The sequence below is a fragment of the Robbsia betulipollinis genome, assembly GCF_026624755.1.
GTDB classification, from domain to species: domain Bacteria; phylum Pseudomonadota; class Gammaproteobacteria; order Burkholderiales; family Burkholderiaceae; genus Robbsia; species Robbsia betulipollinis.
On the sequence record NZ_JAPMXC010000001.1, the window covers coordinates 1,805,087 to 1,831,543 of the forward strand.

Annotated in this window: 27 protein-coding genes and 2 pseudogenes; 21 read left to right on the top strand and 8 right to left on the bottom strand. The window is 66.7% G+C overall.

Annotation, left to right across the window (positions count from 1 at the left end):
- Positions 1-58 precede the first annotated feature (58 nt).
- Both OVY01_RS07800 and OVY01_RS07805 read right to left on the bottom strand, forming a co-directional pair.
- Complete coding sequence (locus OVY01_RS07800) at positions 59-1,651, bottom strand: YifB family Mg chelatase-like AAA ATPase (protein ID WP_267846883.1); 1,593 nt, start codon at positions 1,649-1,651, stop codon at positions 59-61.
- Positions 1,652-1,869: 218 nt separating this feature from the next.
- Positions 1,870-2,097 (bottom strand): annotated as a pseudogene (locus OVY01_RS07805) (accessory factor UbiK family protein); the annotation flags it as partial.
- A gap of 546 nt (positions 2,098-2,643) precedes the next feature.
- On the opposite strand from OVY01_RS07805, the gene OVY01_RS07810 reads away from it, so the two are divergent.
- From OVY01_RS07810 to ptsP, 7 genes are all read left to right on the top strand, one after another.
- Positions 2,644-2,982, top strand: a complete 339-nt coding sequence (locus OVY01_RS07810; protein ID WP_267847707.1) for a P-II family nitrogen regulator — start codon at positions 2,644-2,646, stop codon at positions 2,980-2,982.
- A gap of 21 nt (positions 2,983-3,003) precedes the next feature.
- Entirely contained in the window at positions 3,004-4,410 is a 1,407-nt protein-coding gene (locus OVY01_RS07815) for an ammonium transporter (protein WP_267846885.1), read from the top strand.
- Between the two features lie 347 nt (positions 4,411-4,757).
- A complete protein-coding gene (gshA, locus tag OVY01_RS07820) occupies positions 4,758-6,047 on the top strand; it encodes a glutamate--cysteine ligase (RefSeq protein WP_267846886.1) in 1,290 nt (429 codons plus the stop codon).
- A 42-nt stretch (positions 6,048-6,089) separates the two neighbouring features.
- Entirely contained in the window at positions 6,090-7,058 is a 969-nt protein-coding gene (gene gshB, locus OVY01_RS07825) for a glutathione synthase (RefSeq protein ID WP_267846887.1), read from the top strand.
- A 200-nt stretch (positions 7,059-7,258) separates the two neighbouring features.
- Positions 7,259-7,726 (top strand): PTS sugar transporter subunit IIA, encoded by a 468-nt coding sequence (locus OVY01_RS07830; protein ID WP_267846889.1) that lies wholly within the window; start codon positions 7,259-7,261, stop codon positions 7,724-7,726.
- On the top strand, positions 7,695-7,964 hold the full coding sequence (locus OVY01_RS07835) for an HPr family phosphocarrier protein (protein ID WP_267846890.1): 270 nt from the start codon (positions 7,695-7,697) through the stop codon (positions 7,962-7,964). Before OVY01_RS07830 ends, OVY01_RS07835 begins: the two co-directional genes overlap by 32 nt.
- A gap of 62 nt (positions 7,965-8,026) precedes the next feature.
- Complete coding sequence (ptsP, locus tag OVY01_RS07840) at positions 8,027-9,787, top strand: phosphoenolpyruvate--protein phosphotransferase (protein ID WP_267846892.1); 1,761 nt, start codon at positions 8,027-8,029, stop codon at positions 9,785-9,787.
- A 2-nt stretch (positions 9,788-9,789) separates the two neighbouring features.
- On the opposite strand, the gene OVY01_RS07845 is transcribed toward ptsP, so the two are convergent.
- The 3 genes from OVY01_RS07845 to gpmA form a co-directional block, all read right to left on the bottom strand.
- Positions 9,790-10,587 (bottom strand): HesA/MoeB/ThiF family protein, encoded by a 798-nt coding sequence (locus OVY01_RS07845; protein WP_267846894.1) that lies wholly within the window; start codon positions 10,585-10,587, stop codon positions 9,790-9,792.
- 134 nt (positions 10,588-10,721) lie between these two features.
- The gene (locus OVY01_RS07850) at positions 10,722-12,338 is read right to left on the bottom strand and encodes a S41 family peptidase (RefSeq protein ID WP_267846896.1); all 1,617 of its coding nucleotides are present in this window, start codon (positions 12,336-12,338) and stop codon (positions 10,722-10,724) included.
- Positions 12,339-12,460: 122 nt separating this feature from the next.
- The gene (gene gpmA, locus OVY01_RS07855; protein ID WP_267846898.1) at positions 12,461-13,207 is read right to left on the bottom strand and encodes a 2,3-diphosphoglycerate-dependent phosphoglycerate mutase; all 747 of its coding nucleotides are present in this window, start codon (positions 13,205-13,207) and stop codon (positions 12,461-12,463) included.
- A 130-nt stretch (positions 13,208-13,337) separates the two neighbouring features.
- Here gpmA and OVY01_RS07860 point away from each other — a divergent pair, with 130 nt between their 5' ends.
- The 4 genes from OVY01_RS07860 to OVY01_RS07875 all read left to right on the top strand — a co-directional run bounded on the left by OVY01_RS07860 (position 13,338) and on the right by OVY01_RS07875 (position 15,682).
- A complete protein-coding gene (locus OVY01_RS07860; RefSeq protein ID WP_267847708.1) occupies positions 13,338-13,760 on the top strand; it encodes a rhodanese-like domain-containing protein in 423 nt (140 codons plus the stop codon).
- On the top strand, positions 13,757-14,038 hold the full coding sequence (grxC, locus tag OVY01_RS07865; protein ID WP_267846899.1) for a glutaredoxin 3: 282 nt from the start codon (positions 13,757-13,759) through the stop codon (positions 14,036-14,038). Before OVY01_RS07860 ends, grxC begins: the two co-directional genes overlap by 4 nt.
- Before the next feature lie 105 nt (positions 14,039-14,143).
- Positions 14,144-14,635 carry a protein-export chaperone SecB gene (gene secB / locus OVY01_RS07870; protein ID WP_267846900.1) on the top strand — a complete coding sequence of 164 codons (492 nt, stop codon included), beginning with the start codon at positions 14,144-14,146 and terminating at the stop codon, positions 14,633-14,635.
- Between the two features lie 27 nt (positions 14,636-14,662).
- Positions 14,663-15,682, top strand: a complete 1,020-nt coding sequence (locus tag OVY01_RS07875) for an NAD(P)H-dependent glycerol-3-phosphate dehydrogenase (protein ID WP_267846902.1) — start codon at positions 14,663-14,665, stop codon at positions 15,680-15,682.
- Positions 15,683-15,731: 49 nt separating this feature from the next.
- Here OVY01_RS07875 and OVY01_RS07880 read toward each other — a convergent pair whose 3' ends face one another.
- Both OVY01_RS07880 and OVY01_RS07885 read right to left on the bottom strand, forming a co-directional pair.
- The gene (locus tag OVY01_RS07880) at positions 15,732-16,202 is read right to left on the bottom strand and encodes a tRNA (cytidine(34)-2'-O)-methyltransferase (RefSeq protein WP_267846903.1); all 471 of its coding nucleotides are present in this window, start codon (positions 16,200-16,202) and stop codon (positions 15,732-15,734) included.
- Between the two features lie 69 nt (positions 16,203-16,271).
- Positions 16,272-17,111, bottom strand: coding sequence for a ComF family protein (locus tag OVY01_RS07885; RefSeq protein WP_267846904.1), 840 nt, complete (start codon positions 17,109-17,111; stop codon positions 16,272-16,274).
- A gap of 69 nt (positions 17,112-17,180) precedes the next feature.
- Between OVY01_RS07885 and OVY01_RS07890 the strand changes: the two genes are divergently transcribed.
- From OVY01_RS07890 to OVY01_RS07920, 7 genes and pseudogenes are all read left to right on the top strand, one after another.
- Positions 17,181-18,323, top strand: coding sequence for a methyltransferase domain-containing protein (locus OVY01_RS07890; protein WP_267846906.1), 1,143 nt, complete (start codon positions 17,181-17,183; stop codon positions 18,321-18,323).
- A gap of 232 nt (positions 18,324-18,555) precedes the next feature.
- On the top strand, positions 18,556-19,056 hold the full coding sequence (locus tag OVY01_RS07895) for a DUF2244 domain-containing protein (RefSeq protein WP_432422193.1): 501 nt from the start codon (positions 18,556-18,558) through the stop codon (positions 19,054-19,056).
- 98 nt (positions 19,057-19,154) lie between these two features.
- Positions 19,155-20,333: pseudogene (coxB, locus tag OVY01_RS07900) on the top strand (cytochrome c oxidase subunit II); the annotation flags it as partial.
- An 89-nt stretch (positions 20,334-20,422) separates the two neighbouring features.
- Positions 20,423-22,024 carry a cytochrome c oxidase subunit I gene (gene ctaD, locus OVY01_RS07905; protein ID WP_267846910.1) on the top strand — a complete coding sequence of 534 codons (1,602 nt, stop codon included), beginning with the start codon at positions 20,423-20,425 and terminating at the stop codon, positions 22,022-22,024.
- 35 nt (positions 22,025-22,059) lie between these two features.
- On the top strand, positions 22,060-22,179 hold the full coding sequence (locus OVY01_RS07910; protein ID WP_267846911.1) for a cytochrome oxidase small assembly protein: 120 nt from the start codon (positions 22,060-22,062) through the stop codon (positions 22,177-22,179).
- Between the two features lie 53 nt (positions 22,180-22,232).
- Positions 22,233-22,394 carry a DUF2970 domain-containing protein gene (locus tag OVY01_RS07915; protein WP_267846913.1) on the top strand — a complete coding sequence of 54 codons (162 nt, stop codon included), beginning with the start codon at positions 22,233-22,235 and terminating at the stop codon, positions 22,392-22,394.
- A gap of 162 nt (positions 22,395-22,556) precedes the next feature.
- Positions 22,557-23,417 (top strand): cytochrome c oxidase subunit 3, encoded by an 861-nt coding sequence (locus OVY01_RS07920; protein WP_267846915.1) that lies wholly within the window; start codon positions 22,557-22,559, stop codon positions 23,415-23,417.
- Between the two features lie 112 nt (positions 23,418-23,529).
- Here OVY01_RS07920 and OVY01_RS07925 read toward each other — a convergent pair whose 3' ends face one another.
- Complete coding sequence (locus tag OVY01_RS07925; protein WP_267846916.1) at positions 23,530-23,733, bottom strand: twin transmembrane helix small protein; 204 nt, start codon at positions 23,731-23,733, stop codon at positions 23,530-23,532.
- Positions 23,734-23,808: 75 nt separating this feature from the next.
- Here OVY01_RS07925 and OVY01_RS07930 point away from each other — a divergent pair, with 75 nt between their 5' ends.
- From OVY01_RS07930 to OVY01_RS07940, 3 genes are all read left to right on the top strand, one after another.
- Positions 23,809-24,603 carry an SURF1 family protein gene (locus OVY01_RS07930; protein ID WP_267846918.1) on the top strand — a complete coding sequence of 265 codons (795 nt, stop codon included), beginning with the start codon at positions 23,809-23,811 and terminating at the stop codon, positions 24,601-24,603.
- The gene (locus OVY01_RS07935) at positions 24,587-25,231 is read left to right on the top strand and encodes an SCO family protein (RefSeq protein WP_267846920.1); all 645 of its coding nucleotides are present in this window, start codon (positions 24,587-24,589) and stop codon (positions 25,229-25,231) included. The genes OVY01_RS07930 and OVY01_RS07935 overlap by 17 nt, the downstream gene beginning before the upstream one ends.
- Positions 25,232-25,333: 102 nt before the next feature.
- Complete coding sequence (locus tag OVY01_RS07940) at positions 25,334-26,455, top strand: COX15/CtaA family protein (protein ID WP_267846922.1); 1,122 nt, start codon at positions 25,334-25,336, stop codon at positions 26,453-26,455.
- The last annotated feature ends 2 nt before the right edge of the window (positions 26,456-26,457 follow it).

Below are 26,457 nucleotides of genomic sequence, written 5' to 3' on the forward strand. Positions count from 1 at the left end.
CCCAGCGACAATTTGTCCATGAACCGCGCGGGCCGGCGCGAGCGCGCCGTACCCATGGTCAAAGCGCGCGACGATAGCCGATCGCCTCCGCCAGATGCGGCGCGGCCACCTGATCCGCATCGGCGAGATCGGCGATCGTGCGCGCGACGCGAAGCACGCGATAGTGCGACCGGGCGGACCAGCCGAAACGCCGTGCCGCCTGGTCGAGCAGGCCGCGCATCGCGTCGTCCAGCGCGCAGACCTGATCGACCCGCGTGGCGCCGATCGCGGCATTGGGGCGCTGCTGCCGAAGGTGTTGGCGCCGTCGCGCCCGGATCACCCGTTCGCGCACTGCCGCGCTGCTTTCGCACGGGGCGCGTTCGCGCGTCGCGCTGGCTGCCAGCTCGCCGGGCGTCAGCGCCGCCAGTTCCAGCTGGATATCGATGCGGTCCAGCAGGGGGCCCGACAGCTTGTTCCGGTAACGGACGGCGGCGTCGGGGGCGCAACGGCAGCGGCCGGACGGATCGCCGGCCCAGCCGCACGGGCAGGGGTTCATCGCGGCGACCAGCTGGCAGGCGGCGGGAAACTCCGCCTGGCACCCCGCCCGGCTGACGGTGATGGCGCCCGTTTCCAGCGGTTCGCGCAGCATTTCGAGCGTGCGCCGTTCGAACTCGGGCAGCTCATCGAGAAACAGCACGCCGTGGTGCGCCAGTGTCACCTCGCCTGGACGCGGGGGATTGCCGCCGCCGACGAGCGCCGCGGGACTGGATGAGTGGTGCGGCGCGCGAAACGGCCGATGGCGCCAGTGCGCGGCGGTGAAGCGCGACGTGCAGCCGCTGAGCAGGGCGGCGGAAGACAGGGCCTCGGCGTCGCTCATCGGGGGCAGGATGCCCGGCAGGCGCGCCGCCAGCATCGATTTGCCGGCCCCCGGCGGGCCGATCATCAGCAGATGGTGGCCGCCCGCCGCGGCCACTTCCAGCGCGCGTTTCGCCGCGGGCTGACCGATGACGTCGCGCAGGTCCGGTGCGTGGCCGTCGGTCGCATCCGCCCCCCCGGTGTCGCGCGGAAGGGCCTCGGCGGGATGCAGCCGGCACGCCGCGACACCGCGCAGGTGCGCGCACAGCGCGCGCAGGTCCGGTACGCCGTAGGCGTCGATGCCCGGTACGCAGGCCGCTTCCCGCGCGTTCGCCAGCGGTAGGTACAGCACGCTCCCGGATGTCCGCCCGGCGGCGCCGTCGGGCGCGCCGTCACCGGCGCGGCAGGGCACCCCGGCGGGACCGGCAGCCACGCCGCAGGCCATCGCGAAGGCGCCCTGGATCGCCCGCAGCTCGCCCGTCAGCGAGAGTTCGCCGACGAAGGTCGCCGCATCCAGCGCCCGTTCCGGCAACTGGGCGCTGGCGACCAGGATCCCGACCGCGATCGGCAGATCGAAGCGTCCCGAAGCTTTGGGCAGATCCGCCGGTGCGAGATTCACGGTGATGCGACGCGCGGGAAAGTCGAACGCACAGTTCTGCAACGCCGCGCGCACGCGCTCGCGACTCTCGCGGACTTCCGTGTCGGCCAGCCCGACGATCGAAAACCCGGGCAGGCCGTTGGCCAGATGCACCTCGACCGTAACTTCGGGCGCGGCGGCGGCGCTCAGCGCGCGGCTGCGGACAATGGCGATCGACATCGAACACCCTCCAGGAACGGGGACGCGTCGCCGGCGCCCGGTGGCGGGTACGCCGCTTAGTCGGCGAGCGGTGCGGCGGACGGGAAGGGCGCCGCCGCGGTGTTGGCGGTGGCTGACGCAACGCCACCGGTTGCCGGCGCGACGGCGGCCATGCCCGTCGCCGGCGTCGCGGGTGTTGCGGGTGCCACGGGAGCCGCCGCGCCCGTCGACTCGTTGCCGCGCTGCTCCAGCCGGGCGACGCGACGTTCCAGTTCCTCCAGCCGCTGGCGCGTGCGCGCCAATACCTGCGCCTGGGTGTCGAAGTCTTCGCGCGTGACGATGTCCAGCTTGGAGAACCCCTGGGCCAGCACCGCCCTGACATTGCGTTCGACGTCCTTGGCGGGCGATTGCCGCAACAAGTCGCCGAGCTTGCCCTGCACGTCTTTCAGGAAATCTTCCGGTTTCATATTGTTTACCTTGTTGCACTAGAAGTGTGCGCGACTGGCGAAGCGGTATCGCTGCACCGTATTTGTGCGCACCATATCGATGCGAACGAAATCATGGGTGGTCTGCGGCGTGCGATGCGCGCCTGCTCGCCGACGCCACGGAAGCACTCTAGCATGAACGTCCCGGCCATCCTTTCCCCGCGGCGCGATCCTGGCCGATTGGTGGAACGCCCACGCTGTAACAAGGAGTTACGGGCTGCATGCGGGCCGGTCTGCTTCGCGAACCCGCTGCGCCTCGTGGTGTTGCATGACATCGTGGGCCATGTCGTTCCGGCCAAAGCATCGGTAAGGATTGCATGGCATGAGGCTTGCCTTACGTTCGCGGTCCCGTCTCTCCGCCTTTCGAAAACGTTCGTCATCCCGCGCCGGCTGCCACCGGCCGGCGCGGAATGGCACGCTGACGAAACAGTCAAAGACACCATTAACGGCGTGGGGGACCGGGATCGTGAGAGCGACCGCGAACCGGCGCCCCTCATTGCGCGAAGAGCCGATCATTTGGAGCATTCCATGAAACTCATTACAGCAATCATCAAGCCATTCAAGCTCGACGAGGCCCGTGAATCACTTTCGGCGCTCGGCGTATCGGGGATCACGGTCACCGAGGTAAAGGGTTTTGGCAGGCAGAAGGGGCATACCGAGCTGTATCGCGGCGCGGAGTATGTCGTCGACTTCCTGCCGAAGGTAAAGATCGAAGCCGCCGTCTCGGAGGACCTGGTCGAACAGGCCATCGAGGCACTGGAGCGGGCGGCACGCACGGGCAAGATCGGCGACGGCAAGATTTTCGTGACACCCATCGAACAAGTCATCCGTATCCGTACCGGCGAGACCGGCGCGGACGCTCTTTGAGGCCAAGAGGAAAAGAAAATCATGCGTAAATTCTTGTTGAGCATTCTGATGGCGGGGTCGCTGCTAGGCGCGGCGATCGCTCCCGCGATGGCTCAGGATGCATCGGCGCCGGCAGCGACCTCGGTCGTCGCGGCATCCGGGGCAGCCGCCGCGCCTGCCGCCGCGTCCGCGCCCGCCGCGCCGACCGCGCCTTTCTCGATCGACGCGTCGAAGATCGTCGCGGGCGATACGGCATGGATGTTGATGTCGGTGGCGCTCGTTCTGCTGATGACGGTCCCGGGCCTGGCGCTCTTCTACGGCGGCATGGTCCGCAAGAAGAACGTGCTGGCGACGATGATGCAGAGTTTCGCGATCTGCTGCGCGGTCACGATCGTCTGGGTGGTGATCGGCTATAGCCTGGCGTTCACGCCGGGTAACGGTTACATCGGGGGCTTCTCGCGCGTTTTCCTGTCCGGCATGGACTACGTGAAGGGCACGACGACCACGACGCTGACCGTCAGCCATCTCGCGCCGACGATTCCCGAATCGGTCTTCATGATGTTCCAGATGACGTTCGCGATCATCACGCCGGCGCTGATCACCGGTGCGTTCGCCGACCGGATGAAGTTTTCCGCGATGCTGGTGTTCTCGGTGCTCTGGTCGATCATTGTCTACGCGCCGATCGCGCACATGGTCTGGGAGCCGACTGGCTGGCTGGCGGCCTCGGGCGTGCTGGACTTCGCCGGCGGTACCGTCGTGCATATCAACGCCGGTGTCGCCGGTCTGGTCTGCGCGCTGGTCCTGGGCAAGCGCGTGGGCTATGGCCGCGAGGTGATGGCGCCGCACAATCTGGTGTTGACGCTGGTGGGCGCCGCCTTGCTGTGGGTGGGCTGGTTCGGCTTCAACGCCGGTTCGGCGCTGGCCGCGGACGGACGTGCCGGATTCGCGATGATGACCACGCAGGTCGCCACGGCCGCCGCAGCACTGGCCTGGATCTTCGCCGAGTGGATGTCGCGCGGCAAGCCGTCGGTGCTGGGTCTGGCTTCGGGCGCGGTCGCCGGTCTGGTGGCCATCACCCCGGCAGCCGGCTTCGTCGGCGTGATGGGCGCGCTGATCATCGGCATCGTTGCGGGCGTGGTGTGCTTCTGGGGCGCGACCTGGCTCAAGAACAAGCTCGGCTACGACGATTCGCTCGACGCATTCGGCGTGCACGGCATTGGCGGTATCGTCGGCGCGTTGCTGACGGGTATCTTCGCCGTGCCTGCGATCAGCGGCCTGGATGGCAGCCTGCTCACGCAGGTCAAGGGCGTGGTGGTGACGCTGGTCTACAGCGGCGTGCTGACCTTCGTGCTGTTGAAGGCGGTAGACATGACCATCGGTCTGCGCGTGACCGAAGAGGAAGAGCGCGAAGGCCTGGACGTCATCCTGCACGGCGAACACGTGGAGTGATTCCGGTTTATTGGTAATGGCAGCGACGTTGGCCCGCCCATGGCGGGCCTTTTTTCGTCCTGGCTTCGGCAACGGTCTCTTGAAATGCAGCGCCCTTATCCCAATATGCTGCACCCTGGCATGCGCAAGCGAGGCTGGTCGCGATGGCCCTGGCCGCCGCAGCGTTTCGCTGCCCCCGGTCCGCCCATGCGGTGGACGCATGGGGCTGCGGGTCCGCCGCTTGCTTTGAACGGGCGGGTACATGGATAAAACCGGGCTGCGGCCGTACAAGGCGGAGCAGAGGTTCCAGCGACCCGCACGTGGCCCCCATACTACAATCCTGCAATTCGAAAGCCCGCGAGAAATTAATGGTTCCGCATCTTGTTACCGCGCTGAACGGCCCACTGCTCGATCTCGAGCGGAAAATACTCGACGCCACGCCGGCGATCGAGCGCTGGTTCAGGCTGGAGTGGCAGGAGCACACGCCACCGTTCTATTGTTCGGTCGATCTTCGCAATGCCGGGTTCAAGCTGGCGCCGGTCGACGCGAACCTGTTTCCGGGCGGCTTCAACAACCTGCCGGCCGAGGTCATGCCGCTTGCGATCCAGGCAACGATGGCCGCAATCGAAAAAATCTGCCCGGACGCGAAGAACCTGCTGCTGATTCCCGAGGCCGGCAATCCCAGCCGCTCTTATCTCGAAAACCTGGCGCGGTTGTCGTCCATCATGCGGCAAGCGGGCCTGAACGTGCGCATCGGCTCGCTGGACGAGGAATTGGAGGACCCCGTCACGGTGACCTTGCCGGACGGACAGCAGTTGATATTCGAACCGCTCGAACGCACGCCGCGGCGTCTCGGCCTGCGCAATTTCGACCCGTGCTCGATCCTGCTGAACAACGACCTTTCGACGGGCATCCCCAAGGTGCTGGGCCATCTGAACGAACAGTATCTGCTGCCGCCGCTGCACGCGGGCTGGGCCGTGCGCCGCAAGTCCAACCACTTCGCCTGTTACGACGACGTCGTCAAGCGGTTCGCGAAAAGCGTCGACATCGACCCGTGGATGCTGAATCCGTATTTCGCCCATGTCGACGGCGTGGACTTCCAGGAACGCATCGGCGAGGAACGGCTGGCCGACAGCATCGATGCGGTGCTGAAGAAGGTCGCGAAGAAGTATCGCGAGTACGGCATCAGCGAAAAGCCGTACGTGGTCGTGAAATCCGCCTCGGGTACGTACGGCATGGGTGTCATGACGGTACACGATGCGGCCGAGGTGGCCGGGCTCAACAAGCGCGAGCGCAACAAGATGAGCATCGGCAAGGAAGGCGTCGCCGTCCATGACGTGATCGTGCAGGAAGGCGTGCCGACCTTCGAGCGCGTGCAGGACGCGGTGGCCGAGCCGGTCGTGTACATGATCGACCGCTATGTCGTCGGCGGTTTCTATCGCGTGCATCACGGACGCGAGCGCGACCAGAACCTCAACGCGCCGGGCATGCAGTTCGTGCCGCTGTCGTTCGAGCACGCGGCGCTGCCGGATTCGCACGCCAAGCCGAGCCTCACCCCGCCGAACCGCTTCTACCTGTATGGCGTGGTCGCGCGCCTGTCGCTGCTGGCGGCGTCGATCGAACTCGAGAAGACCGATCCCGAAGCCATCCAGGTATGATCGAAGACCTGTAAAAGTGCATAACATTCTCTAGGCGGAACGATGAAAATCCTGTTTATCGCGGACCCGCTCGAAAGCTTCAAGATCTATAAGGACAGCACATACACGATGATGGCCGAGGCGGCTGCGCGCGGACATCAGGTGTACGCATGCGAAGCGCGCGAACTCGCCTACGAGGCCGGCGAGGTGTCCGCGCCGGTGGCGCGCATCGAGATCGTCGGCAGCGATCAGAAAATGTGGTTCCGCCGCGATGCGGCCCAGGAACGGGCGCTGACCGCCTTCGACGCCGTGCTGATGCGCAAGGATCCGCCGTTCGACCTGGAATACGTAACGTCCACCTGGCTGCTGGAACTCGCCGAGCGGGCCGGCGCGCGCGTCTTCAACAAGCCGCAGGCCATCCGCGATCACTCCGAAAAGCTCGCGATCGGCGAGTTCCCGCAATTCGTCGCGCCGACCCTGGTGACGAAGAGCGCGGAGCGCATCCGGCGCTTTCACGCGGCGCATGGCGATGTGATCCTGAAACCGCTCGACGGCATGGGCGGCATGGGTATCTTCCGCGTGCGCGAGGATGCGATGAATCTGGGGTCCATCATCGAAACGCTTGGCGAGGACGGCCGGCGCTCGATCATGGCGCAGCGCTTCATCCCGGAAATCAAGGACGGCGACAAGCGCATCCTGCTGATAGGCGGCAAACCGGTGCCGTTCGCACTGGCCCGCGTGCCGCAGGGCACCGAGATTCGCGGCAATCTCGCCGCCGGTGGCGTGGGCCGCGCCCAGCCGCTCGACGCGCGCGATCAGCATATCGCCGCGACGCTCGCGCCGGTGCTCTGGGACCGCGGGCTGTTGCTGGTCGGACTGGATTCGATCGGCGAATGGCTTACCGAGGTGAACGTGACCAGTCCGACTTGTTTCCGCGAGATCATGGATCAGACCGGGTTCGACGTCGCCGGGATGTTCATCGACGCGCTCGAGGAAGCCGCTGGCCGCGCGTCTTCGACAACCGCGGGCTGACCGTCGAACGGCGCGGGCGCCCGCGCAGGCGACTGCCGGATACACAACAAACTGTTACAATCGCCCGGCAGGCCGTGCATGGGTTTTCCCACGCGCGGCCACATATTCGTCTTATCACTTCCAGAAGCTGCGCGGAATGGGCATTCGACATCCGCGTGCCGTCGCCTCTGGATCCATCAAGCCCCGGGGCTTTAGTTGATATGGCCGGAATACTGATTGTCGCCCATGCTCCTCTGGCCAGTGCGCTGCGGGACTGCCTGACGCACATCTACTGCGGATTGCCATCGCGGATCGGAGCGATCGACGTTCTGCCCGACACCGATCCCGCCACGGTCACGGCACTGGCCCGCACCGAGATCGAGCGCCTGAAGGAATGCAACGGCACGCTGGTGCTCGCCGATCTCTATGGCGCGACCCCGGCGAACATCGCCTCGCGTCTCGCCACGCTACCGGACGTGCGCGTGCTGGCCGGCGTCAATCTGCCGATGCTGCTGCGTGCGGTCTGCTACCGCAATACGCCTCTCGACATGCTGGTCGAGAAAACGCTGGCGGGGGGCGCCAACGGCATCCAGGCCGTTAACGCGGCCGCGCCGTGCGTCTTCCCCGTTCCTCCCGTCCCCTGCACGACCGAGCATCATGCTGCGCGAAGAACTCACCATCGTCAATAAACTGGGGCTGCACGCCCGCGCGTCCGCGAAGCTCACGCAACTCGCCGGCAAATATCAATCCGAGATATGGCTGTCGCGCAACGGCCGCCGCATCAATGCGAAAAGCATCATGGGCGTCATGATGCTGGCCGCAGGCATCGGCAGCACGGTCGTGCTGGAGACCGAAGGCGCGGATGAAGGCGAGGCCATGACCGGACTGAAAGCGCTGATCGCCGACAAGTTCGGCGAAGGGCAGTAGACCTTGGTCGGCTGGCATCGCCACCTGCGACCGAATCAGAACAACATCTCGTAGGAGCGCCCATGTCTTTCACCCTGCATGGCATCCCTGTCTCAAAAGGCATCGCGATCGGCCGCGCCTACCTGATCGGTCCGGCGGCGGTCGACGTCGATCACTACCTGGTGGATAGCGCCGACATCGCCGCCGAGGTTGCCCGATTCGTCGCCGCCCAGGAGGTGGTGCACGAAGAACTCGACACGCTGCGGCGCGAACTGCCGCCCGACGCGCCCGGCGAGATGGACGCTTTCCTGAACGTCCATTCGCTGATCCTGCGTGATGCGATGTTGAGCGAGGCTACCGTGGAGCTGATCCGCGCCCGGCGCTATAACGCCGAGTGGGCGTTATCCGAACAGCTCGCGATGCTGGTCGGGCATTTCGACGAGATCGACGACCCTTATCTGCGCGAGCGCCGCGCCGACGTCGAGCAGGTCGCGGAGCGAATGCTGAAGGTGCTGGCGGGCCGGCCGTCTGCCGCCGCGCTGGTCGCCGATCGCACGCGCGACGGCAGCGACATGAACATGATCGTGGTCGCGCACGACATCGCGCCCGCCGACATGCTGCAATTCAAGACGCAGAATTTCGGGGGCTTCGTCACCGACCTCGGCGGCCGCACCTCGCATACGGCGATCGTGGCGCGCAGTTTCGGCATCCCGGCGGCGGTGGGCGTTCAGCAGGCCAGCGCACTGATCCGCTCGGACGACGTCATCATCGTCGATGGCGAGCGCGGCGTCGTCATCGTCGCGCCCACGCAGGCGGTGCTCGAGGAGTACAGCTACCGGCAGAGCGAGCGGGCGCTGGAGCAGCGCAAGCTGCAGATGCTGCGCTCGGCGACCACCCAGACGCTGGACGGCACGCCGATCGCCCTGTGCGCGAACATCGAGCTGCCCGTCGACGGCGTGGCGGCCTGCGCGGCGGGCGCGGCGGGCGTGGGTCTGTTCCGCACCGAATTCCTGTTCATGAACCGGCGCGACGGCCTGCCCGACGAGGAAGAGCAGGTCGCCCAGTACCGCTGCGCGATCGAGGCGATGGGCGGCCTGCCGGTCACCATTCGCACGATCGACGTCGGCGCCGACAAGCCGCTCGACACGCGCGGCGGCGCCGACGGTTTCGAGGCCGAGATGAATCCCGCGCTCGGCCTGCGTGCGATTCGCTGGTGTCTGTCCGAGCCGCAGATGTTCCTCACGCAGTTGCGGGCGATCCTGCGTGCGTCGGCGTTCGGTCCGGTACGTATCCTCATCCCGATGCTGGCCCACGCGAGCGAGATCGACCAGACGCTCGACCTGATCGACGACGCCCGGCGGCAATGCGACGCCGCGGGCCTGGCTTACGACCCGAACCTGAAGATCGGAGCGATGATCGAGATTCCGGCGGCCGTCCTGGCGTTGCCGCTGTTTCTCAAGCGTTTCGATTTCCTGTCGATCGGCACCAACGATCTGATCCAGTACGCACTGGCGATCGACCGGGCCGACAGCGCGGTCGCGCATCTCTACGACCCGCTCCACCCGGCGGTGCTCACGCTGATTTCGATGACGATCCGCGAAGCGACGCGGGCGCGCGTGCCGGTGGCCGTCTGCGGGGAAATGGCGGGCGACCCGACGATGACGCGTCTGCTGCTGGGCATGGGTCTGCGCGAATTCTCGATGCACCCCAGCCAGTTGCTGGTCGTCAAACGGGAAGTGCTGCGCGCCGATCTCGCGGCGCTCGAACGGGCCGCGGCCGATCTGGTGGCGATGGTCGAGCCGCTTGAAATCAAGGCGGCTTTCGAACGCCTGGGCCAGCTTTAGCCTCACCTATTCGCTTGATCGCTCAAGGCGGCGGGAGATCCCGACGGCAGACCCCGGCCGCCGCAGACCAGGCAGTCGGGCTGCCGGCCGACGCGAATCTCGCTCCACGTCATGCGCAGGCTGTCCAGCATCATCAGGCGCCCGGTGAGGGTGCCGCCGACGCCGGCCACCAGCTTGAGCGCCTCGGCCGCCTGAATCGCGCCGATCATCCCCACCGTCGGTGAAAACACCCCCATCGTGGCGCACGCGGCTTCTTCCGGAATGGCATCGGGCGGAAAAATGCAGGCGTAACACGGCGAGTCGTCGCGGCGGAAGTCGAAGCTCGTCACCTGGCCATCGAAGCGCAGTGCTGCGCCCGACACCAGCGGCACCCGGTGCCGCACGCATGCCCGGTTGATCTGCTGCCGTATCTCGAAATGATCGGTGCAGTCGAGGACCACATCCGCATCCGCCACCAGCGTGTCGAGCAATGCGGCGTCGGCGTGCCGGGCCACCGCCGTGACCCGGATATCGGGGTTGAGCCGGCCGATGCCGCTGCGCAGCGACGCCACCTTGGGCATGTCGATGCTGGCCATCGTATGCGCGATCTGGCGTTGCAGATTCGTCAGATCGACCTGGTCGCCATCGACGAGCGTCATCCGGCCCAGGCCGGCCGCTGCGAGATACAGGGCTGCCGGGCACCCGAGGCCACCCGCGCCGATGATCAGCGCGCGCGCATCCAGGATCTTCCGCTGCGCCTCGATGCCCCATTCGTCCAGCAGGATATGACGCGAATAGCGCAGGAGTTGCTCGTCGTTCATGGAGAGTCTCGTCACCGGGCGACCGCATGGCAGGGGGAACCACGGTCGGCGCCGCGCACCATTGAAAACAGCCCGTTGCCGGGCTGTCGTGTCCTACGAGCGGGCCCCCGGGAACCCGGTTCGCCCGCTTGTCCTTACTTCGCGGCGGGTGCCGATACCGCTGCCGGCGCGGATGCCGCGGTAGCGCTCGCGGCGGCCGGCGACGAGGCCGACGGTACCGCCGGCAGGGCCGGACGCGAGGTGACCACCGGCGCGGACGCGTCGCGCGGCGGCTTGGCGCTCGACAGCGTACGTTCCGACGCGGACTTCGAAAGCTGCACCGGCTGGCCCTTGAACTGGTTCATCGCCTGCTTCAGCATGAAGTCGTCCGTGCTGCCCAGCTCCGGCGGGACGCGATTGCGTTCCTTCTGGCGCTGTTCCGGCGTGAGCTTGTCATTGCGCTCCTCGAGCAGGCGCAATTGTTCCATGCGGTCTGCCTCGCGTGCCTCGGCTTCCTTCTTCTCGTTCGGGTCCTGCGTGTTCGCCAGGTGATTCGTGTAATCCACCTCGCGCGTCACCAACGCGTCATCCGGATCGCCCTCGGCGTACTGGTCGACCGTCACGTCGGGGCGGATGCCCTTGTTCTGGATCGAGCGGCCCGTCGGCGTGTAGTAGTAGGCCGTCGTCAGACGCAGCGCGGTGTCCGCAGTCAGCGGCCGCACGGTCTGCACCGAACCCTTGCCGAACGTCGCCTTGCCCATGATCGTCACGCGGTGATGGTCCTGCAACGCGCCGGCGACGATTTCCGACGCCGATGCCGAGTAGGCGTTGACCAGCACGATCATCGGTACCGTCTTGAAGATCTGCGGCAGACCTTGCAGCGGATCGCCGCTCATCGACGGCAGACGGTAATTGTCATAGGTATCGCGATAGGTCTGCTTCGCATCGGCGATCTGGCCGTTGGTCGAGACCACGAGCGCATTGGCCGGCAGGAAGGCGCCCGCGACGCCGACCGCGCTTTGCAGCAGGCCGCCGCCGTTATTGCGCAGGTCGAGCACCAGGCCCTTCAGGTTCGGTTGCTGACGGGCGATGTCACGCAGTTTCGCGGCCAGATCGGGAACGGTCTGTTCCTGGAAGCTGGTGATGCGCACGAACGCGTAGCCCGGCTCGATGATCTTCGTCTTGACGCTCTGCACGCGGATCTCGGCGCGCGTCACCGTCAGCGGGAAGGTCCGCTGGTCGGACTTGCGATAGATCGTCAGCGTGACCTTGGTGCCGGGGGCGCCGCGCATCTGCTTGACCGACTGGTCGAGCGTCATGCCGCGCACCGGCTTGTCCTCGATCCGGGTGATCAGGTCGCCCGGCCGGATGCCGGCGCGAAACGCCGGTGTGTCCTCGATCGGCGAGATGACCTTGATCAGGCCATCCTCCGACGTGATTTCGATGCCCAATCCGGCGAACCGGCCCTGTGTCTGTTCCTGAAGCTCCTGGTAGTCCGTCTTGTCGAGATACGACGAGTGCGGGTCCAGGCTCGACACCATCCCCTTGATCGCGGCGGTCAACAGTTTCTTGTCGTCCACCGGTTCGACGTATTCATGCTTGATCTGCCCGAACACTTCCGCCAGCAGCCGCAACTGATCGAGCGGCAGTGGCGCAGCGACGGCCGCGGGGCTTACATTGCTTTGTGCGGCGGCGGAAATCTGCAGCGTTGCCAGCACTCCGGTCGTCAAGCCGGCGACAATCAAAACCACGTGTTTCAGGTGTTTGCGCATAACGGGGGAGGGGGATTGGACACGGTTGTCCGTCAAAGCGGACATGGCAGTATAACTGGTTTGGCGCCCGGCCTTGCGGCTCGGGCGCGGCACGCGGCCGATGCGGCCGGAAGGGGGACCGCTTATTTCGCCTTGCCCTGATTGGCCACCGCCGCTTGCGCTTGCGCGATCGCGTCCGCATCGCCGAGATAATAGTGCTTCAGCGGTTTCAGGTTCGCGTCGAGTTCGTACACCAGCGGAATGCCGTTCGGAATGTTCAGGCCGACGATCTCGCTGTCCGGGATGTCGTCGAGGTACTTGACCAGCGCACGGATCGAATTGCCATGGGCGGCGATCACGAGCCGCTTGCCGGACTTCAATGCCGGTGCGATCGATTCGTTCCAGAGCGGCATCACGCGGGCGACCGTGTCCTTCAGGCATTCGGTCAGCGGCAGCTGCTCGCGCGGCACGCGGGCATAGCGCGGGTCGGCGAACGAGGTGCGTTCGTCGTCCGGATCCAGCGCCGGCGGCGGGGTGTCGTAGCTGCGCCGCCACACCAGCACCTGCTCGTCGCCATATTTCTTCGCCGTCTCGGCCTTGTTCAGTCCGGCGAGCGCGCCGTAGTGGCGCTCGTTCAGACGCCAGGAGTGCACCACCGGGATCCACATCAGATCCATCTCGTCCTGCACGTGCCAGAGCGTGCGGATCGCGCGCTTGAGCACCGAGGTGTAGGCGATGTCGAAGGCGAAGCCGGCTTCCGCGAGCAGGCGTCCGGCCTGGCGCGCCTCGGTCGCGCCCTTTTCGGTCAGGTCGACGTCGACCCAGCCGGTGAAGCGGTTTTCCTGGTTCCAGGTGGATTCGCCGTGGCGAATCAGAACGAGTTTGTACATGGCGTCGATGGTGAGTGAGGGATTCGATACCGACATTTTAGAGGCTCTTGCGCGCCAGCATGCCGTGTGAGCGTGAAAATTCCGCGACTCCCTCTATAATGCGCGGATTCCCTTTTTCCGGCGGTTGCCTGTGAAGTTCTTCTCTGACTACACCAATCTTATCCTGATCGCCATCGCGGTCATTTCGGGAGCGCTTCTTGCGTGGCCTGTCTTGATGCGGCGCGGCCGGGGTCTTTCGTCCCAGGACGCCACGCAGTTGATCAACCGGCGCAACGCGGTCGTCCTCGATATCCGCAGTGCCGAGGCCTACGCCGCCGGCCATTTGCCGCAGGCTCGGCACCTGGCGTTCGCGGACCTGGCGGGCAAGGCGGCCCAGGTTGCCAAGAACAAGAACACGCCGGTCATCGTGGTCTGCCAGTCCGGTGTCCAGTCGGCCAGGGCCGAGGCGCTGTTGAAGACGGCGGGCTACGCCGAGGTCCATGGCCTCGACGGCGGCATCGACGGCTGGCAGAAGGCAGGCATGCCCATCGTCAAACAAGGAGTGGCGAAATGAACAAGGTCGTGATGTACAGCACGCAGGTCTGTCCGTATTGCCAGATGGCCGAACGCCTGCTGAAGCAGCGCGGCGTCGAGCATGTCGAAAAGATCCTGATCGACAAGGACCCGGCCCAGCGCGCGGACATGATGTCGCGCACCGGGCGCCGCACCGTGCCGCAGATCTACATCGGCGAGACCCACGTCGGCGGCTACGACGATCTGTCCGCGCTCGACCGCTCCGGCGGCCTGCTGCCGCTGCTGGCGGCGTCGCAGGACGGCGCGCACGGCAACTGAGTCACCGGGTTCCGGCGGCCCCGCCCGCCGCCCGTTTCTTCGCGCGCGCCGTAGGTTCGGCAGGTTCACGCGGCGCGCGCCGCATTCATCATCCGAGGAATTTCCATGAGCGAACAAAACGATCAGCCCTTTTTCAACATTCAGCGCGTCTATCTGAAGGACATGTCGCTCGAACAGCCGAATTCGCCCTCCATTTTCCTCGAACAGGAAATGCCGCAGGTCGAAGTCGAAATCAATGTCAAGGAAGCGCAACTGCAGGAAAACGTTTTCGAATGCACGGTAACCGGCACGGTGACCGCGAAGGTCGGCGAGAAGGTGGCGTTCCTGATCGAAGCCACGCAGGCCGGGATCTTCGACATCCGCAATTTGCCCCAGGACCAGCTCCAGCCGGTGCTGAACATCGCCTGCCCGCAGATCATCTTCCCGTATCTGCGCTCGAACATCGCCGACGCCGTGACGCGCGCGGGATTCCCGCCGATCCATCTGGCCGAGATCAATTTCCAGGCGCTGTACGAACAGCGTTTCGCACAGGCCACCGTCGGCACGTCGGATAGCGACATCCAGATCGCGCAAAGCGCGCCGCCGCAGACGCACTGACCGCTCGCGCGTCCCCGGAGCGACAGCATGAACGTCTGCGTACTGGGCGCGGGCGCCTGGGGCACGGCCGTCGCGGTCCATCTGGCCGCCCGGCACGAGGTGGTATTGTGGGCGCGGGACCCGGAACTGGTTGCCAGCATGGCCGCCGGGCGGGAAAACCGCGCCTATCTCGCCGGCTGTCCATTGCCTTCGGCGCTGCGTCTGGAGGCCGACCTGGAACGCGCGGCCGGGCATGCGGACGATGCGGCCGCGCTGACGGTGCTGGCGACGCCGGTCGCCGGTCTCCGGCCGTTGCTGGAAACGCTGCGTGCCGGCGCGCGCGTGCCGGCGCATTTCGTCTGGCTGTGCAAGGGTTTCGAGGCCGATACGGGGTTGTTGCCACATCAGATCGTCGCCGACGTGCTGGGGGACGACGTGTCCTGCGGCGCCGTGACGGGCCCCAGTTTCGCGAGGGAAGTCGCGCAGGGCCTGCCGGTCGCGCTGACCGCGGCGAGCCGGACGGCGCCCTGCCGGCTGCGTGCGCAGCAGGCGTTCCACCATGCGGCGATGCGCATCTACACCAGCGACGACATCGTCGGCGTGGAGGTGGGCGGGGCGGTGAAGAATGTCCTGGCGATCGCGACCGGCATTGCCGACGGGATGGGCCTGGGTCTGAACGCGCGTGCCGCGCTGGTGACGCGCGGGCTGGCCGAGATGACCCGTCTGGGCGTCGCGCTGGGCGCGCGCAATGAGACTTTCACCGGCCTGTCCGGGGTGGGCGATCTGATCCTGACCGCCACCGGCGACCTGTCGCGCAACCGTACCGTCGGTATCCGGCTCGCATCGGGGCAACCGCTGGCCCGCGTTCTCGCCGAGCTCGGTCATGTCGCCGAGGGTGTGCGATGCGCGGGTGCGGTGCGGGACCTCGCGTTGCGCGAGCGCGTGGACATGCCCCTGACCGAAGCGGTGTGCCGTATTCTTTTCGAGGATGCGGCGCCGGGCGAAGTGCTGGCCTCCCTGCTGCGGCGGGATGCGAAAACCGAGGGCGAGGCGGCCTGGAAGGCGTGATGCGCTTTTACCGGCCCGCTGCTCCGCATTCTCCGGCTCGCCTCCCGGATCACGCCCCGCCCGCGTAACCCGATTGGCGCCAGGCCTCGAATACCGTCACCGCGACCGCGTTCGACAGGTTGAGGCTGCGGTTGTGCGGCCGCATCGGCAGCCGCAGCCTGCGCGCCGCGTCGAACGCCTCCAGAAAGACCGCCGACAGGCCGCGCGTTTCCGGACCGAAGACGAACCAGTCTCCGGGCATCAGCGCCTGGCCGCCGAACGGCGTCGCGGCGTGCGTGGTCATCGCGAACAGGCGCGCCGGATCCGGCGTCTCGGCGGCGAGGAACGCCGCCCAGTCCGCATGGACTTTCATCCGCGCGTATTCGTGATAGTCCAGACCGGCGCGCCGCATGCGCGCGTCATCGAGCGGGAACCCCAGCGGTTCGACCAGGTGCAGGGCCGCGCCGGTGTTCGCGCACAGGCGGATCACGTTGCCGGTATTGGGCGGAATCTCGGGTTCTACGAGTACGACATTGAACATGGCAGGAGGGTGTCGGGTATTTTTACGGATCGCGGGCCCGGGGACCTGAGGCGACGGGCTGCCGGCGCATCAGGCGGTCCGGAATATCACGAAGTTGCTGACGCGGCGCGCGCCCGCCGTCTTCAACACACGGGCCAGGGCGTTCAGCGTCGCGCCGGTCGTCATCACGTCGTCGACGAGGCCGACATGCGCGCCGGCGATGCGCGCCGCGGCGTGCGGCGCGAGGCGGAACGCGCGGCCGAGGTTGCGCTGGCGCGCGGCGAGATTCAGGTCGGACTGGGCCGTCGTATGCCGACGCAGCAGCAGCGTGGGGTCGGCGGGTATGCCGGTTTGCCGCGCCAGCCGGCGCGTCAGCTCCCAGGCCTGATTGTAACCGCGCCGCACGAGTCGCCGGCGCGAAAGCGGTGCGGGCAGCAGCAACTCGGGCACGATGTCCAGCGTGTCCGCAGCGGCGCCGTTCGTCTCATGCCCGGCCGCCAGCGCGCAGGCGATCCGTTTCGCGAAACCGGCGGCCAGACGGTCCGCGAGATCGCGCGCCAGCGCCGGTCGGCCCCGGAATTTGAGCGTGATCGCCAGGATGTCGAGCGGCGGCCGGTAATCGGCCAGCGCCAGCGTCGCGTCGAACGCGGGCGGCGCCAACCGGCAGGGCGCGCAGCGGGGCCGGCGCGCGCGGGCGGCGTCGCTGCCGGAGAGCAGCCGGATTCCGCACTGCGCGCAGCGCGGAATCGCCCCCGCGGCCGGCCAGTACGCCTGCGCGCAGCGCCGGCAGAGCGCGTCGCCGGCCGCGTCGCCGCAGACCAGGCACTGGCCCGGCAGGCACGCCGCGAGGATGCGCAGCAGCGCGGCGCGCGGAGATGCCGAAGCGCTCGCCGGCGTCCCCGCCGGCGCCGGACCGAACAGGTCGGACATCGTGGCCTCCATGGGGCGTCGGGGAAGGACCGAGTATACTTCGCAGCCTACTGGTGCCGAGCGTTGAGCATGCCTATCCCGACCGTCTATCCCTTTCAGCGTGCCGTGCAACCCGTGCGGCGCCGGGTTTTCGACCGCCGCGCGGCCAGCTTCGACAAGGTCGCCTTTCTGCCGCGCGAAATCGCCGCGCGCATGCGCGAGCGTCTGGACTACATCAAGACCACCCCGGCGCATGTCCTGGACGCCGGCTGCGGCACGGGCGCCGATCTCGTCGCCCTGGGCGCGCGCTATCCGGCCGCGCAGATCACGGGCGTCGACGGCTCGCATGCGATGCTGGCACAGGCGGGCCGCGCGGAACGCAGCGCGCAGGACGGCGCGTTCGATGCCCGGCGCTGGTTGCCCGATGCGCTGCGACGCATGCTGGGGCGCCGGGATGCATGGCGCGTGCAATCCGATTTTTCGGCGATGCCGTTCGCCGATGGCGCCTTCGACATGCTGTGGTCCAATCTGGCGTTGCAATGGCACCCCCGTCCCGACGCGGTGTTCCCGGAATGGCAGCGCGTGCTGGCCACCGGCGGTCTGTTGATGTTCTCGACCCTGGGGCCGGACACGCTCAGGGAACTGCGTGCCGCATGGCTCGAGGCGGACGCCGGCCGCCCCGCGTCGGATGCGGCCGATGCGGCGGTACCCGACACCGCGGGCACCATTCCCCGGCAAGCGCGTCGCCGGCCGCCGGTACTCGATTTCGTGGATATGCACGACTTCGGCGACATGCTGGTTGCGAGCGGTTTCGAACTGCCGGTGATGGACATGGAAACCCTGAGCGTGACCTACCGGGACCCGGTGGCGCTGCTCGCCGACGTACGCGCCTGGGGCGCCATCGCCGGGCGCGGCGTCGCAGCAGACGATGCGGCCACCCATGCCGCCGGCGCGGCCGGCGCTGGCGAGCTGACCGGGCTGACCGGGCTGACCGGGCTGACCGGGCTGACCGGGCTGACCGGGCTGACCGGGCGATTGGCGCACCGGAGGCTGCTCGACGCCATCGAGCGGCAGCGCAACGCGGATGGTCAGATCGCCCTGACGTTCGAGATCGTCTACGGCCATGCATGGAAGGCCCGGCCGAAGGCGGACGACGACGGGCGTGCGATCGTGCGGGTGGAAGATATCGGCGGCCGGCGCGGCGCGCGTCCGTCCCGGAGGTCGGGCGCGTAGGGCGTGCGTCGTGCGCCATTGGACCGGGCGCACGCCCGCCGGTTCCGGCTCCCAGCGGATGCGGAAAGACCGCCCGCCGGCCGAGGTGTCCGGCTTGTGGTGGCTCCAGGAAGCGCTATAATGCGACGGTTTATCGCATGGCCTCTGGCGCGGCGGCGCCTTGGTCAGGGCCTCGCCGGCGCCACTGGCCGGACCCGGCCTGGATGCGCCGCACGGGCGCGGGGAGCGTGGAATGGACGCGACGGCGGCAGCGCGCGGGCAGCGGCGATCGGCGGCAACGCACGTGGAGCCGGCGCTCAAGGAATGGATGCTGAAACGAAACTGCGCGCTTTCTCCCCGGCAGTTCGCGATGTTCTTTGTTTCGCTCTGCTCGGTATCGCTGACGATCGCGATCGTTTTCCTGCTGCGGGGCGCCTGGATGATCCTGCCGTTCACCGCGCTGGAAATGGGCGCGCTGCTGACGGCATGCGTGATTCAGGCGCGGCACGCGATCGATTACGAACACATCCGGCTGTTCCCGAACCGGCTGGTGGTCGAGCGGATGCACGCGTTTCGTCTCACTTGCGACGAGTTCAACCCGCTGTGGGTGCGGGTCGAACCCGGCGCGACGTCGCGCGAACCGATGACCCTGCACTCGGCGGGAAAGTCGGTCCGCATCGGCCAGTACCTGATGGCGGATGCCCGCGAACCGTTTGCAACCGAGTTGCGCGCCTGGCTCCGCCGATGTGGATGATGAACCGGCCGCTGCGTGAGCGAACGGGCGATCGTGCGAACGGGCACGCAACCGGGCGCAAAGCGGCGAGGGCGCCGTCGGGCGCTGCCGGTGCCGTGATGGCAATTTTGGGTAAGGAATCTATGAAAGCAGCAATCAAGCGAGCGCTCGCCGGCCTGTCGGCGGTGAGCGGACTGCTGACGGCAGGCGCGGCCCGGGCTGTCGGGGCGGCGCCAGGCGGTCCCGAGGTCAACGAGTTGAATCTCCAGACGCCGGTCACCAGCATCGCTCGCGAGGTGTACAGCCTGCATACCCTGATGCTGGTCATCTGCCTGGCGATCTTCGTCGGCGTGTTCGGCATCATGCTGTACTCGATCATCATGCATCGCAAGTCGCGCGGCCACAAGGCGGCGAACTTCCACGAAAGCACGACCGTCGAGATCCTGTGGACCGTCGTGCCGTTCCTGATCATCATCGGCATGGCGATTCCGGCGACGAAGACCGTCATTTCGATGAAGGACACTTCCAATGCCGACCTGACCGTCAAGGTCACCGGCTATCAATGGAAATGGGGCTATGACTATCTGAAAGGCCCGGGCGAAGGCATCAGCCTGATCTCCACGCTGGCGACGCCCCGCGAGCAGATCGCCGGCGTCGCGCCCAAGACCGATACCTATCTCCAGGAGGTCGACCATCCGCTGGTCGTGCCGGTCAACCGCAAGATCCGCATCATCACGACGGCCGCCGACGTGATCCATTCCTGGTACGTGCCGGCCTTCGGCGTCAAGCAGGATGCGTTTCCCGGCTTCACCCGCGACACGTGGTTCACCGCCGAGAAGGTGGGCATCTACCGGGGTTTCTGTACGGAACTCTGCGGCAAGGAGCATGCGTTCATGCCGGTGGTGGTCAACGTGGTCTCCGAGTCGGATTACATGAAATGGGTCGACGCGCAGCGCAGCCACGCCGCGATGGCGGCCGACGACCCGGACAGGACCTATACGCTCGCCGAATTGATGCAGCGCGGCGAGAAGGTGTTCACCGCCAACTGCGCGGTCTGCCACCAGGCCAGCGGCAAGGGGGTCGGACCGTTTCCGGCGCTCGACGGCTCCGCCCTGCTGAAAGGCGCCGCCAGACCGGTCGTCGATCTCGTCCTGAACGGCCGCGGCCAGATGCCGGCATGGAAACAGACGATGAACGATGTCGAAATTGCGGCGGTCGTGACCTATTCGCGCAATGCATGGCGCAACCATGCGGACGACGTCGTACAACCCGTGGAGGTGCGTGCCGCACGGGAAGGTGCCGCCCAGGGCGCGCAGAAGCAGGTCAACGGCGAATTGAGCAAGCACCCGGCTGCCTGAGGCCGGGGTCTTCGAGGAAGGAGTGAGATATGACGTCGATCGTTCATGACCCCGCGGCAGGGCACGATCACTCGCACGATGTGCCGGTGGGCTGGCGCCGCTGGCTGCTGGCCACCAACCACAAGGATATCGGGACGCTGTACCTGATCTTTTCGTTCACGATGTTCATGGTGGGCGGTGTGATGGCGCTGATGATCCGCACCGAGCTGTTCGAGCCCGGCCTGCAGATCATGCGTCCCGAGTTCTTCAATCAGTTGACCACCAGCCACGGTCTGTACATGATCTTCGGCGCGATCATGCCGGCGTTCGTCGGTTTCGCGAACTGGATGATTCCGTTGCAGATCGGCGCGTCGGACATGGCGTTCGCGCGGATGAACAATCTGAGCTTCTGGCTGCTGCCGGTGGCGTCCCTGCTGCTGATCGGCTCGTATTTCGCGCCGGGCGGCGCGACCGCCGCGGGCTGGACGCTGTACGCGCCGCTGTCGGTGCAGATGGGACCGGGCATGGACATGGCGATTTTCGCCATCCACCTGATGGGCGCGTCCTCGATCATGGGCGGCATCAACATCATCGTCACCATTCTGAATCTGCGCGCCCCCGGCATGACGCTGATGAAGATGCCGATGTTCGTCTGGACCTGGCTGATCACCGCCTTCCTGCTGATCGCCGTGATGCCGGTGCTCGCCGGCGCGATCACGATGCTGCTGTTCGACCGTCATTTCGGCACGGCCTTCTTCAACGCCGCGGGCGGCGGCGACCCGGTGCTGTACCAGCATATCTTCTGGTTCTTCGGGCATCCCGAGGTGTACATCATGATCCTGCCGGCCTTCGGCATGATCTCCGAGGTGATCCCGGCCTTCGCACGCAAGCCGCTGTTCGGCTATAGCTCGATGGTCTATGCAACCGCGTCGATCGCGATCCTGTCGTTTACGGTCTGGGCGCACCACATGTTCGCGACCGGCATGCCGGTTACCGGGCAATTGTTCTTCATGTACGCGACGATGCTGATCGCGGTGCCGACCGGCGTGAAGGTCTTCAACTGGACCGCGACGATGTGGCGGGGTTCGATGACGTTCGAGACGCCGATGCTGTTCGCCATCGGCTTCCTGTTCGTGTTCACGATCGGCGGTTTCACCGGCGTGATCCTCGCGATCGCTCCGATCGATATCGCCGTGCATGGCACTTACTACGTGGTCGCGCATTTTCACTATGTGCTGGTCGCCGGTTCGCTGTTCGCGCTGTTCGCTGCCTGGTATTACTGGTCGCCGAAGTGGACCGGCCGGATGTACAACGAGACCCGGGGCAAGATTCACTTCTGGGTGTCGATGATCAGCTTCAACGTCACCTTTTTCCCGATGCACTTCCTTGGCCTCGCGGGCATGCCGCGCCGGTACGCGGATTACCCGGCGCAATTCACGGATTTCAACCAGATTGCGACGATCGGCGCGTTCGCCTTCGGGTTGATCCAGGTCTACTTCCTGTTTCTGGTGGCCCTGCCGATCTACCGCAAGGGCGACGACACGACCGAGGTGATCGGCAATAGCCCATGGGAGGGCGCGCAGGGGCTGGAATGGACGGTGCCGACGCCGGCGCCGTTCCATACGTTCGAAAATCCTCCCACCGTCGAATGACGGGCGCAGGGGCAGCCAGCGAGGATGAACCGATCATGACGTTTCGCGACAAGGCCGCGCAAAAAGCGGCGAATCTGCGACTGGCGATGGTGCTCGTGGGCATCGTCGCCGTGTTTTTCTTCGGCGCGATGGTGCAGCACATGCTGGCGGACTAGGGGGGCGTATGCGGGAGCCGGTCACACCATGGCATACGGGGATTCGCCGGTCGGTGGCGGCGGTCCTGTGGTCCTTCCTCGGCATTCGCAAGGGACGCGACCAGGCGCGGGATTTCGCGCAGCTTCGTCCCCTGCATGTGGCGTTCGCGGCCGTGGCCTGCGCGGCGGCGCTGGTGGCGGGTCTGATCGTCCTGGTGCGCATCGTGACATCCTGACGCAGTGAGGCGCCGGCCGCCGCAGCGCCGGCCGCCGACCGCCGGCCGCCGGATCGCCGGCCGCCGGATCGCCGGCCGCCGGATCGCCGGCCGCCGGATCGCCGGCCGCCGGATCGCCGGCCGCCGCGCTCGAATGAAACTGGAAGAAGTGGAGAATCTGCAATGCGCGGTCCGAATCACCAACTGCCGTATTACTTCGTGCCGCATCCCTCGCGGCATCCGCTCGCGGCGGCCCTGAGCCTGCTGTTGATGATGGGGTCTCTGGCGACCTGGATCAATGGCGATGGGTGGGCGAAATACACGTTCTTCGCCGGCCTGTTCAGTCTGTTCTGGGTGGTCTACCACTGGTTCGGGGACGCGATCCACGAATCCGAGACCGGTCATTACGGCAAGCGGGTCGACCTGTCGTTTCGCTGGAGCATGAGCTGGTTCATCTTCTCCGAAGTGATGTTTTTTCTCGGTTTCTTCGGCGCGCTGTTCTATGCCCGCCTGTTCGCCTTGCCGGATCTGGGCAGCCTGAGCGGCCGCCTGCTGTGGCCGGACTTCACCGCGGTCTGGCCGAATACGGGGCCCGCGGATCTGATCACCCATTTCGGGTCGATGTCGCCCTGGCCGCTGCCGACGATCAACACGGCCTTGCTGCTCTCCTCCGGCGTGACGCTGACGGTCGCCCATCACGCGTTGCGTGCGAATCATCGCAGGAAGACCGCGATCTGGCTGGCCGCCACGGTCGGGCTGGGCGTGATATTCCTGTTCTGCCAGGGTTTCGAATACTTCCACGCGTATCACGAACTGAACCTGAAGTTGACCTCCGGCGCCTATGGCTCGACCTTCTTCCTGCTGACCGGCTTTCACGGGTTTCACGTGATGCTGGGGGCGACCATGCTGTCGGTGGTGCTGTACCGGGTCATCCGCGGCGATTTCACCCCGGAAAAGCATTTCGGCTTCGAGGGCGCCGCGTGGTACTGGCACTTCGTGGACGTCGTCTGGCTCGGGCTGTATATCGTCGTCTACTGGCTCTGAACGTTTTTCGTCGTGCCCCGAGCGCCGCCCGCGGGCGGCGTTTTGCTTTCGGGCCGCGTCTGCTCCGCGCACGGCGCGCGGCGGTTTTCCCGGTCTGACATTCGCCGTGGACTCAATACAGGGTGCCCGTGCTATGGATCCAGCCCATCCAGTTCGCGAACAGGATGAACAGGAAGAGCGCGACCGAGAAGCCGACGCGCAGCGTCAGAGAATAGGCCATGCGCTTCGTCGTGCCGCGGTCGCGCATCATGAAAAACAGCGCCGAGCCCAGGCTGGCCAGGATCAACAAAAAGGCAATCGCGATGAGGATGCGCATGGTGTCATCGGAACGGGAAGGTGAGGCATTATCGCATTTCCCCCGGGGCCGCCCGGCGCGGCGCCGAAGCCGCGCATGAGGCGACCGCGCATTCGTGTGTGGCCGGCGGCGGCGCTGGTCGCCGTGATGGCCGTGACGATCGCGCTCGGATTCTGGCAGCGCGACCGCGCGCACCAGAAAGAGACGCGGCAACGCGCCATCGTCGCCTACGCGCACATGCCTGCGCGGCGGCTCGGGGCCGAACGCGTATCGCTTGCGGCCATCGCGTATCATCGGGTCGTGCTGCGCGGGCACTTCCTGGCCGACCGCGTGGTTTACCTGGATAACCGGTCGCACCAGGACCGGCCGGGGTTTCATGTGCTGATGCCCTTCGCCGTCACTGGCGGCGCGCCGGTGCTGGTCAATCGCGGCTGGTTGCCGCGCGACCCCGCGGAGCGCACGCGCATCGCGCCGTACCGCACGTCGCCGGGCGAGATCGAGATCACGGGTCTGGCCCGCGCGGACGCCGGCCGGACGCTGATGCTGGCGGGCCAGACGCACGAGGCCGGTCAGCGCATCCGGCAGAACCTGGACGTCGTCGCATACGCTCGCGAAACCGGTCTCGCGCTGCAACCGTTCGTGCTCGTGCAGGACGGCGACGGTACGGCAGGCGCGGATGGACTGCTGCGCGACTGGCCGCCAGCGACGGCGGACGTCGCGCGCAACTACGGCTACATGCTGCAATGGTGGGGGATGGCCGCCGCGGCGCTGGGATTCGGCCTCTATCTGGCGTTCCGGCGCGAGGCACCCGCCGGGGGCCCGGACGCAGCGCGCGGGGCGGGACCGGCCGGCGCGCACGAGACTTTGGAAAGAAATGACAGTGAGCCATGATGAGCGCCGGCGTGCCGGCAAGACCGCCGCCGACCCGGGCGCGGCCGCGCCGAAGCCGCGCAGCCGCTGGACGCTGGTGCTGTTGCTGGCGGTCTGTGTCGCGCCGGTGCTGGCGTCCTACTTCACGTACTACGTAGTCAGGCCGGCCGGCGGATCCACGAACTACGGCACGCTGATCGCGCCGCAACGCCCGATCCCCGCGACGCTGGCGCTGCGCAACGACGCGGGGCAGGTGGTGGCGATGCCCACGCTCAAGGGCAAATGGCTGATGCTCTCGGTGGACGCGAGCGCCTGCGAGGGGCGCTGCCTGCAAAAGCTGTATTACATGCGCCAGGTCCGGCTCACGCAGAACACCGACCGCGATCGGGTGCAACTGCTGTGGCTGCGCACCGACGACCGGCCGGTGCCGCAAAAGATCTGCGATGCCTACGGCGACGCGCAATTCTACGTCGCCGATGCGGCGGCGCTGGCGGCCTGGCTGCAGCCCGCGAAGGGCGACGGCATCGACCGTCATATCTATCTGGTCGACCCGAACGGCAATCTGATGATGCGCTTCCCCGATAACCCCGACCCGAGCCGCATCAAGCAGGATCTGACCCGGCTCCTGAAGTGGTCGGGTATCGGCTGAGCCGCGAACGCTGGCGGCAACGGGCGCGGCACACGCCGCGCGCGGGCTCGAACCGGCTGTCGGGCGGAAAACGCCGCGCGCCGGCCGTACTGGATGACTCCGATGTTCGTATTGCAATTGGCTTTGATTGGTCTGTGCGTCGCGCTGTTTCCGCTGTCCTATGTACTGGTCAAGGGCGACGCGGCGAAGTTTCGCAAACTGCTCTGGGTGACCACCTTCATCACGCTCGACCTGGTCATGTTCGGCAGCTTCACGCGCCTGACCGATTCCGGCCTGGGCTGCCCCGATTGGCCCGGCTGCTACGGCACCGCGTCGCCGTTCGTCGCGCACCATGCGATCCGCCTGGCCGAGGCGGCGATGCCGACCGGCCCGGTCACGATGACCAAGGCGTGGATCGAGATGACGCATCGCTACGTGGCGATGGCGGTGGGCGTGCTGATCATCGCGCAACTGCTGATCGTCGTGCTGCGCCGCCGTCAACTGCGCGTGTCCTGGCTCTGGCCGGCTGGTCTGCTGGCGCTGATCTGCGTGCAGGGCGCGTTCGGCGCGTGGACCGTCACCTTGAAGCTGCAGCCGGTGATCGTCACGATCCACCTGCTGCTCGGGCTGGCGCTGCTGGCGGGGCTCGGCTGGTTCGCCGCGAGCCAGACGCCGCAGCCGGCGCATGCGCCGGCGCGGGGTGCGGAGGTGCGGCGCTGGCGAACCGCCGCCGTCGCCGGTCTGTTGCTGCTGATCGTGCAGATCGCGCTGGGCGGGTGGGTCAGCACCAACTACGCCGTGCTCGCCTGCACCGATTTCCCGACCTGCAACGGGCAGTGGCTGCCGCCGATGGATTTCGCGCAGGGCTTCCATCTATGGCGCAAACTCGGCCTGACCGGAAACGGCGAGGTCATCGCGCAGGATGCGCTGGTGGCCATCCACTGGACGCACCGCACCTTCGCGGTGATCGTCATCGCCTACCTGGCCTGGCTCGGCATCCGTCTGAAGCGTTTCGCGGTGCTGCGGGGGCCCGCGCGTCTGCTGTTGCTGATGACCGCCGTGCAGTTGCTCACCGGCCTGTCGAACATCGTGCTGAAATGGCCACTGTTGATCGCCGTCATGCACAACGGTGGTGCGGCGGTCATGTTGCTGTGTCTCATTATGCTAAACTACCGCATCGCCTCGAGCCGACCCGGCCGACCCGGCTCCGCCGGCAAGGCGACCCGCACCGCCGTCACGCTGTGACC

Coding starts and splice junctions, on each gene's coding strand:
- OVY01_RS07895 (WP_432422193.1), top strand. CDS start 18,556: ATGGACGCGACGGCGGCAGCGCGCGGGCAGCGGCGATCGGCGGCAACG.
- gshB (WP_267846887.1), top strand. CDS start 6,090: ATGAAAATCCTGTTTATCGCGGACCCGCTCGAAAGCTTCAAGATCTAT.
- OVY01_RS07875 (WP_267846902.1), top strand. CDS start 14,663: ATGAACGTCTGCGTACTGGGCGCGGGCGCCTGGGGCACGGCCGTCGCG.
- OVY01_RS07935 (WP_267846920.1), top strand. CDS start 24,587: ATGACAGTGAGCCATGATGAGCGCCGGCGTGCCGGCAAGACCGCCGCC.
- ptsP (WP_267846892.1), top strand. CDS start 8,027: ATGTCTTTCACCCTGCATGGCATCCCTGTCTCAAAAGGCATCGCGATC.
- gpmA (WP_267846898.1), bottom strand. CDS start 13,207: ATGTACAAACTCGTTCTGATTCGCCACGGCGAATCCACCTGGAACCAG.
- OVY01_RS07815 (WP_267846885.1), top strand. CDS start 3,004: ATGCGTAAATTCTTGTTGAGCATTCTGATGGCGGGGTCGCTGCTAGGC.
- OVY01_RS07830 (WP_267846889.1), top strand. CDS start 7,259: ATGGCCGGAATACTGATTGTCGCCCATGCTCCTCTGGCCAGTGCGCTG.
- OVY01_RS07925 (WP_267846916.1), bottom strand. CDS start 23,733: ATGCGCATCCTCATCGCGATTGCCTTTTTGTTGATCCTGGCCAGCCTG.
- OVY01_RS07800 (WP_267846883.1), bottom strand. CDS start 1,651: ATGTCGATCGCCATTGTCCGCAGCCGCGCGCTGAGCGCCGCCGCCGCG.
- OVY01_RS07850 (WP_267846896.1), bottom strand. CDS start 12,338: ATGCGCAAACACCTGAAACACGTGGTTTTGATTGTCGCCGGCTTGACG.
- OVY01_RS07835 (WP_267846890.1), top strand. CDS start 7,695: ATGCTGCGCGAAGAACTCACCATCGTCAATAAACTGGGGCTGCACGCC.
- OVY01_RS07910 (WP_267846911.1), top strand. CDS start 22,060: ATGACGTTTCGCGACAAGGCCGCGCAAAAAGCGGCGAATCTGCGACTG.
- OVY01_RS07890 (WP_267846906.1), top strand. CDS start 17,181: ATGCCTATCCCGACCGTCTATCCCTTTCAGCGTGCCGTGCAACCCGTG.
- grxC (WP_267846899.1), top strand. CDS start 13,757: ATGAACAAGGTCGTGATGTACAGCACGCAGGTCTGTCCGTATTGCCAG.
- ctaD (WP_267846910.1), top strand. CDS start 20,423: ATGACGTCGATCGTTCATGACCCCGCGGCAGGGCACGATCACTCGCAC.
- secB (WP_267846900.1), top strand. CDS start 14,144: ATGAGCGAACAAAACGATCAGCCCTTTTTCAACATTCAGCGCGTCTAT.
- OVY01_RS07880 (WP_267846903.1), bottom strand. CDS start 16,202: ATGTTCAATGTCGTACTCGTAGAACCCGAGATTCCGCCCAATACCGGC.
- OVY01_RS07885 (WP_267846904.1), bottom strand. CDS start 17,111: ATGTCCGACCTGTTCGGTCCGGCGCCGGCGGGGACGCCGGCGAGCGCT.
- OVY01_RS07810 (WP_267847707.1), top strand. CDS start 2,644: ATGAAACTCATTACAGCAATCATCAAGCCATTCAAGCTCGACGAGGCC.
- OVY01_RS07920 (WP_267846915.1), top strand. CDS start 22,557: ATGCGCGGTCCGAATCACCAACTGCCGTATTACTTCGTGCCGCATCCC.
- OVY01_RS07940 (WP_267846922.1), top strand. CDS start 25,334: ATGTTCGTATTGCAATTGGCTTTGATTGGTCTGTGCGTCGCGCTGTTT.
- OVY01_RS07930 (WP_267846918.1), top strand. CDS start 23,809: ATGAGGCGACCGCGCATTCGTGTGTGGCCGGCGGCGGCGCTGGTCGCC.
- OVY01_RS07845 (WP_267846894.1), bottom strand. CDS start 10,587: ATGAACGACGAGCAACTCCTGCGCTATTCGCGTCATATCCTGCTGGAC.
- gshA (WP_267846886.1), top strand. CDS start 4,758: ATGGTTCCGCATCTTGTTACCGCGCTGAACGGCCCACTGCTCGATCTC.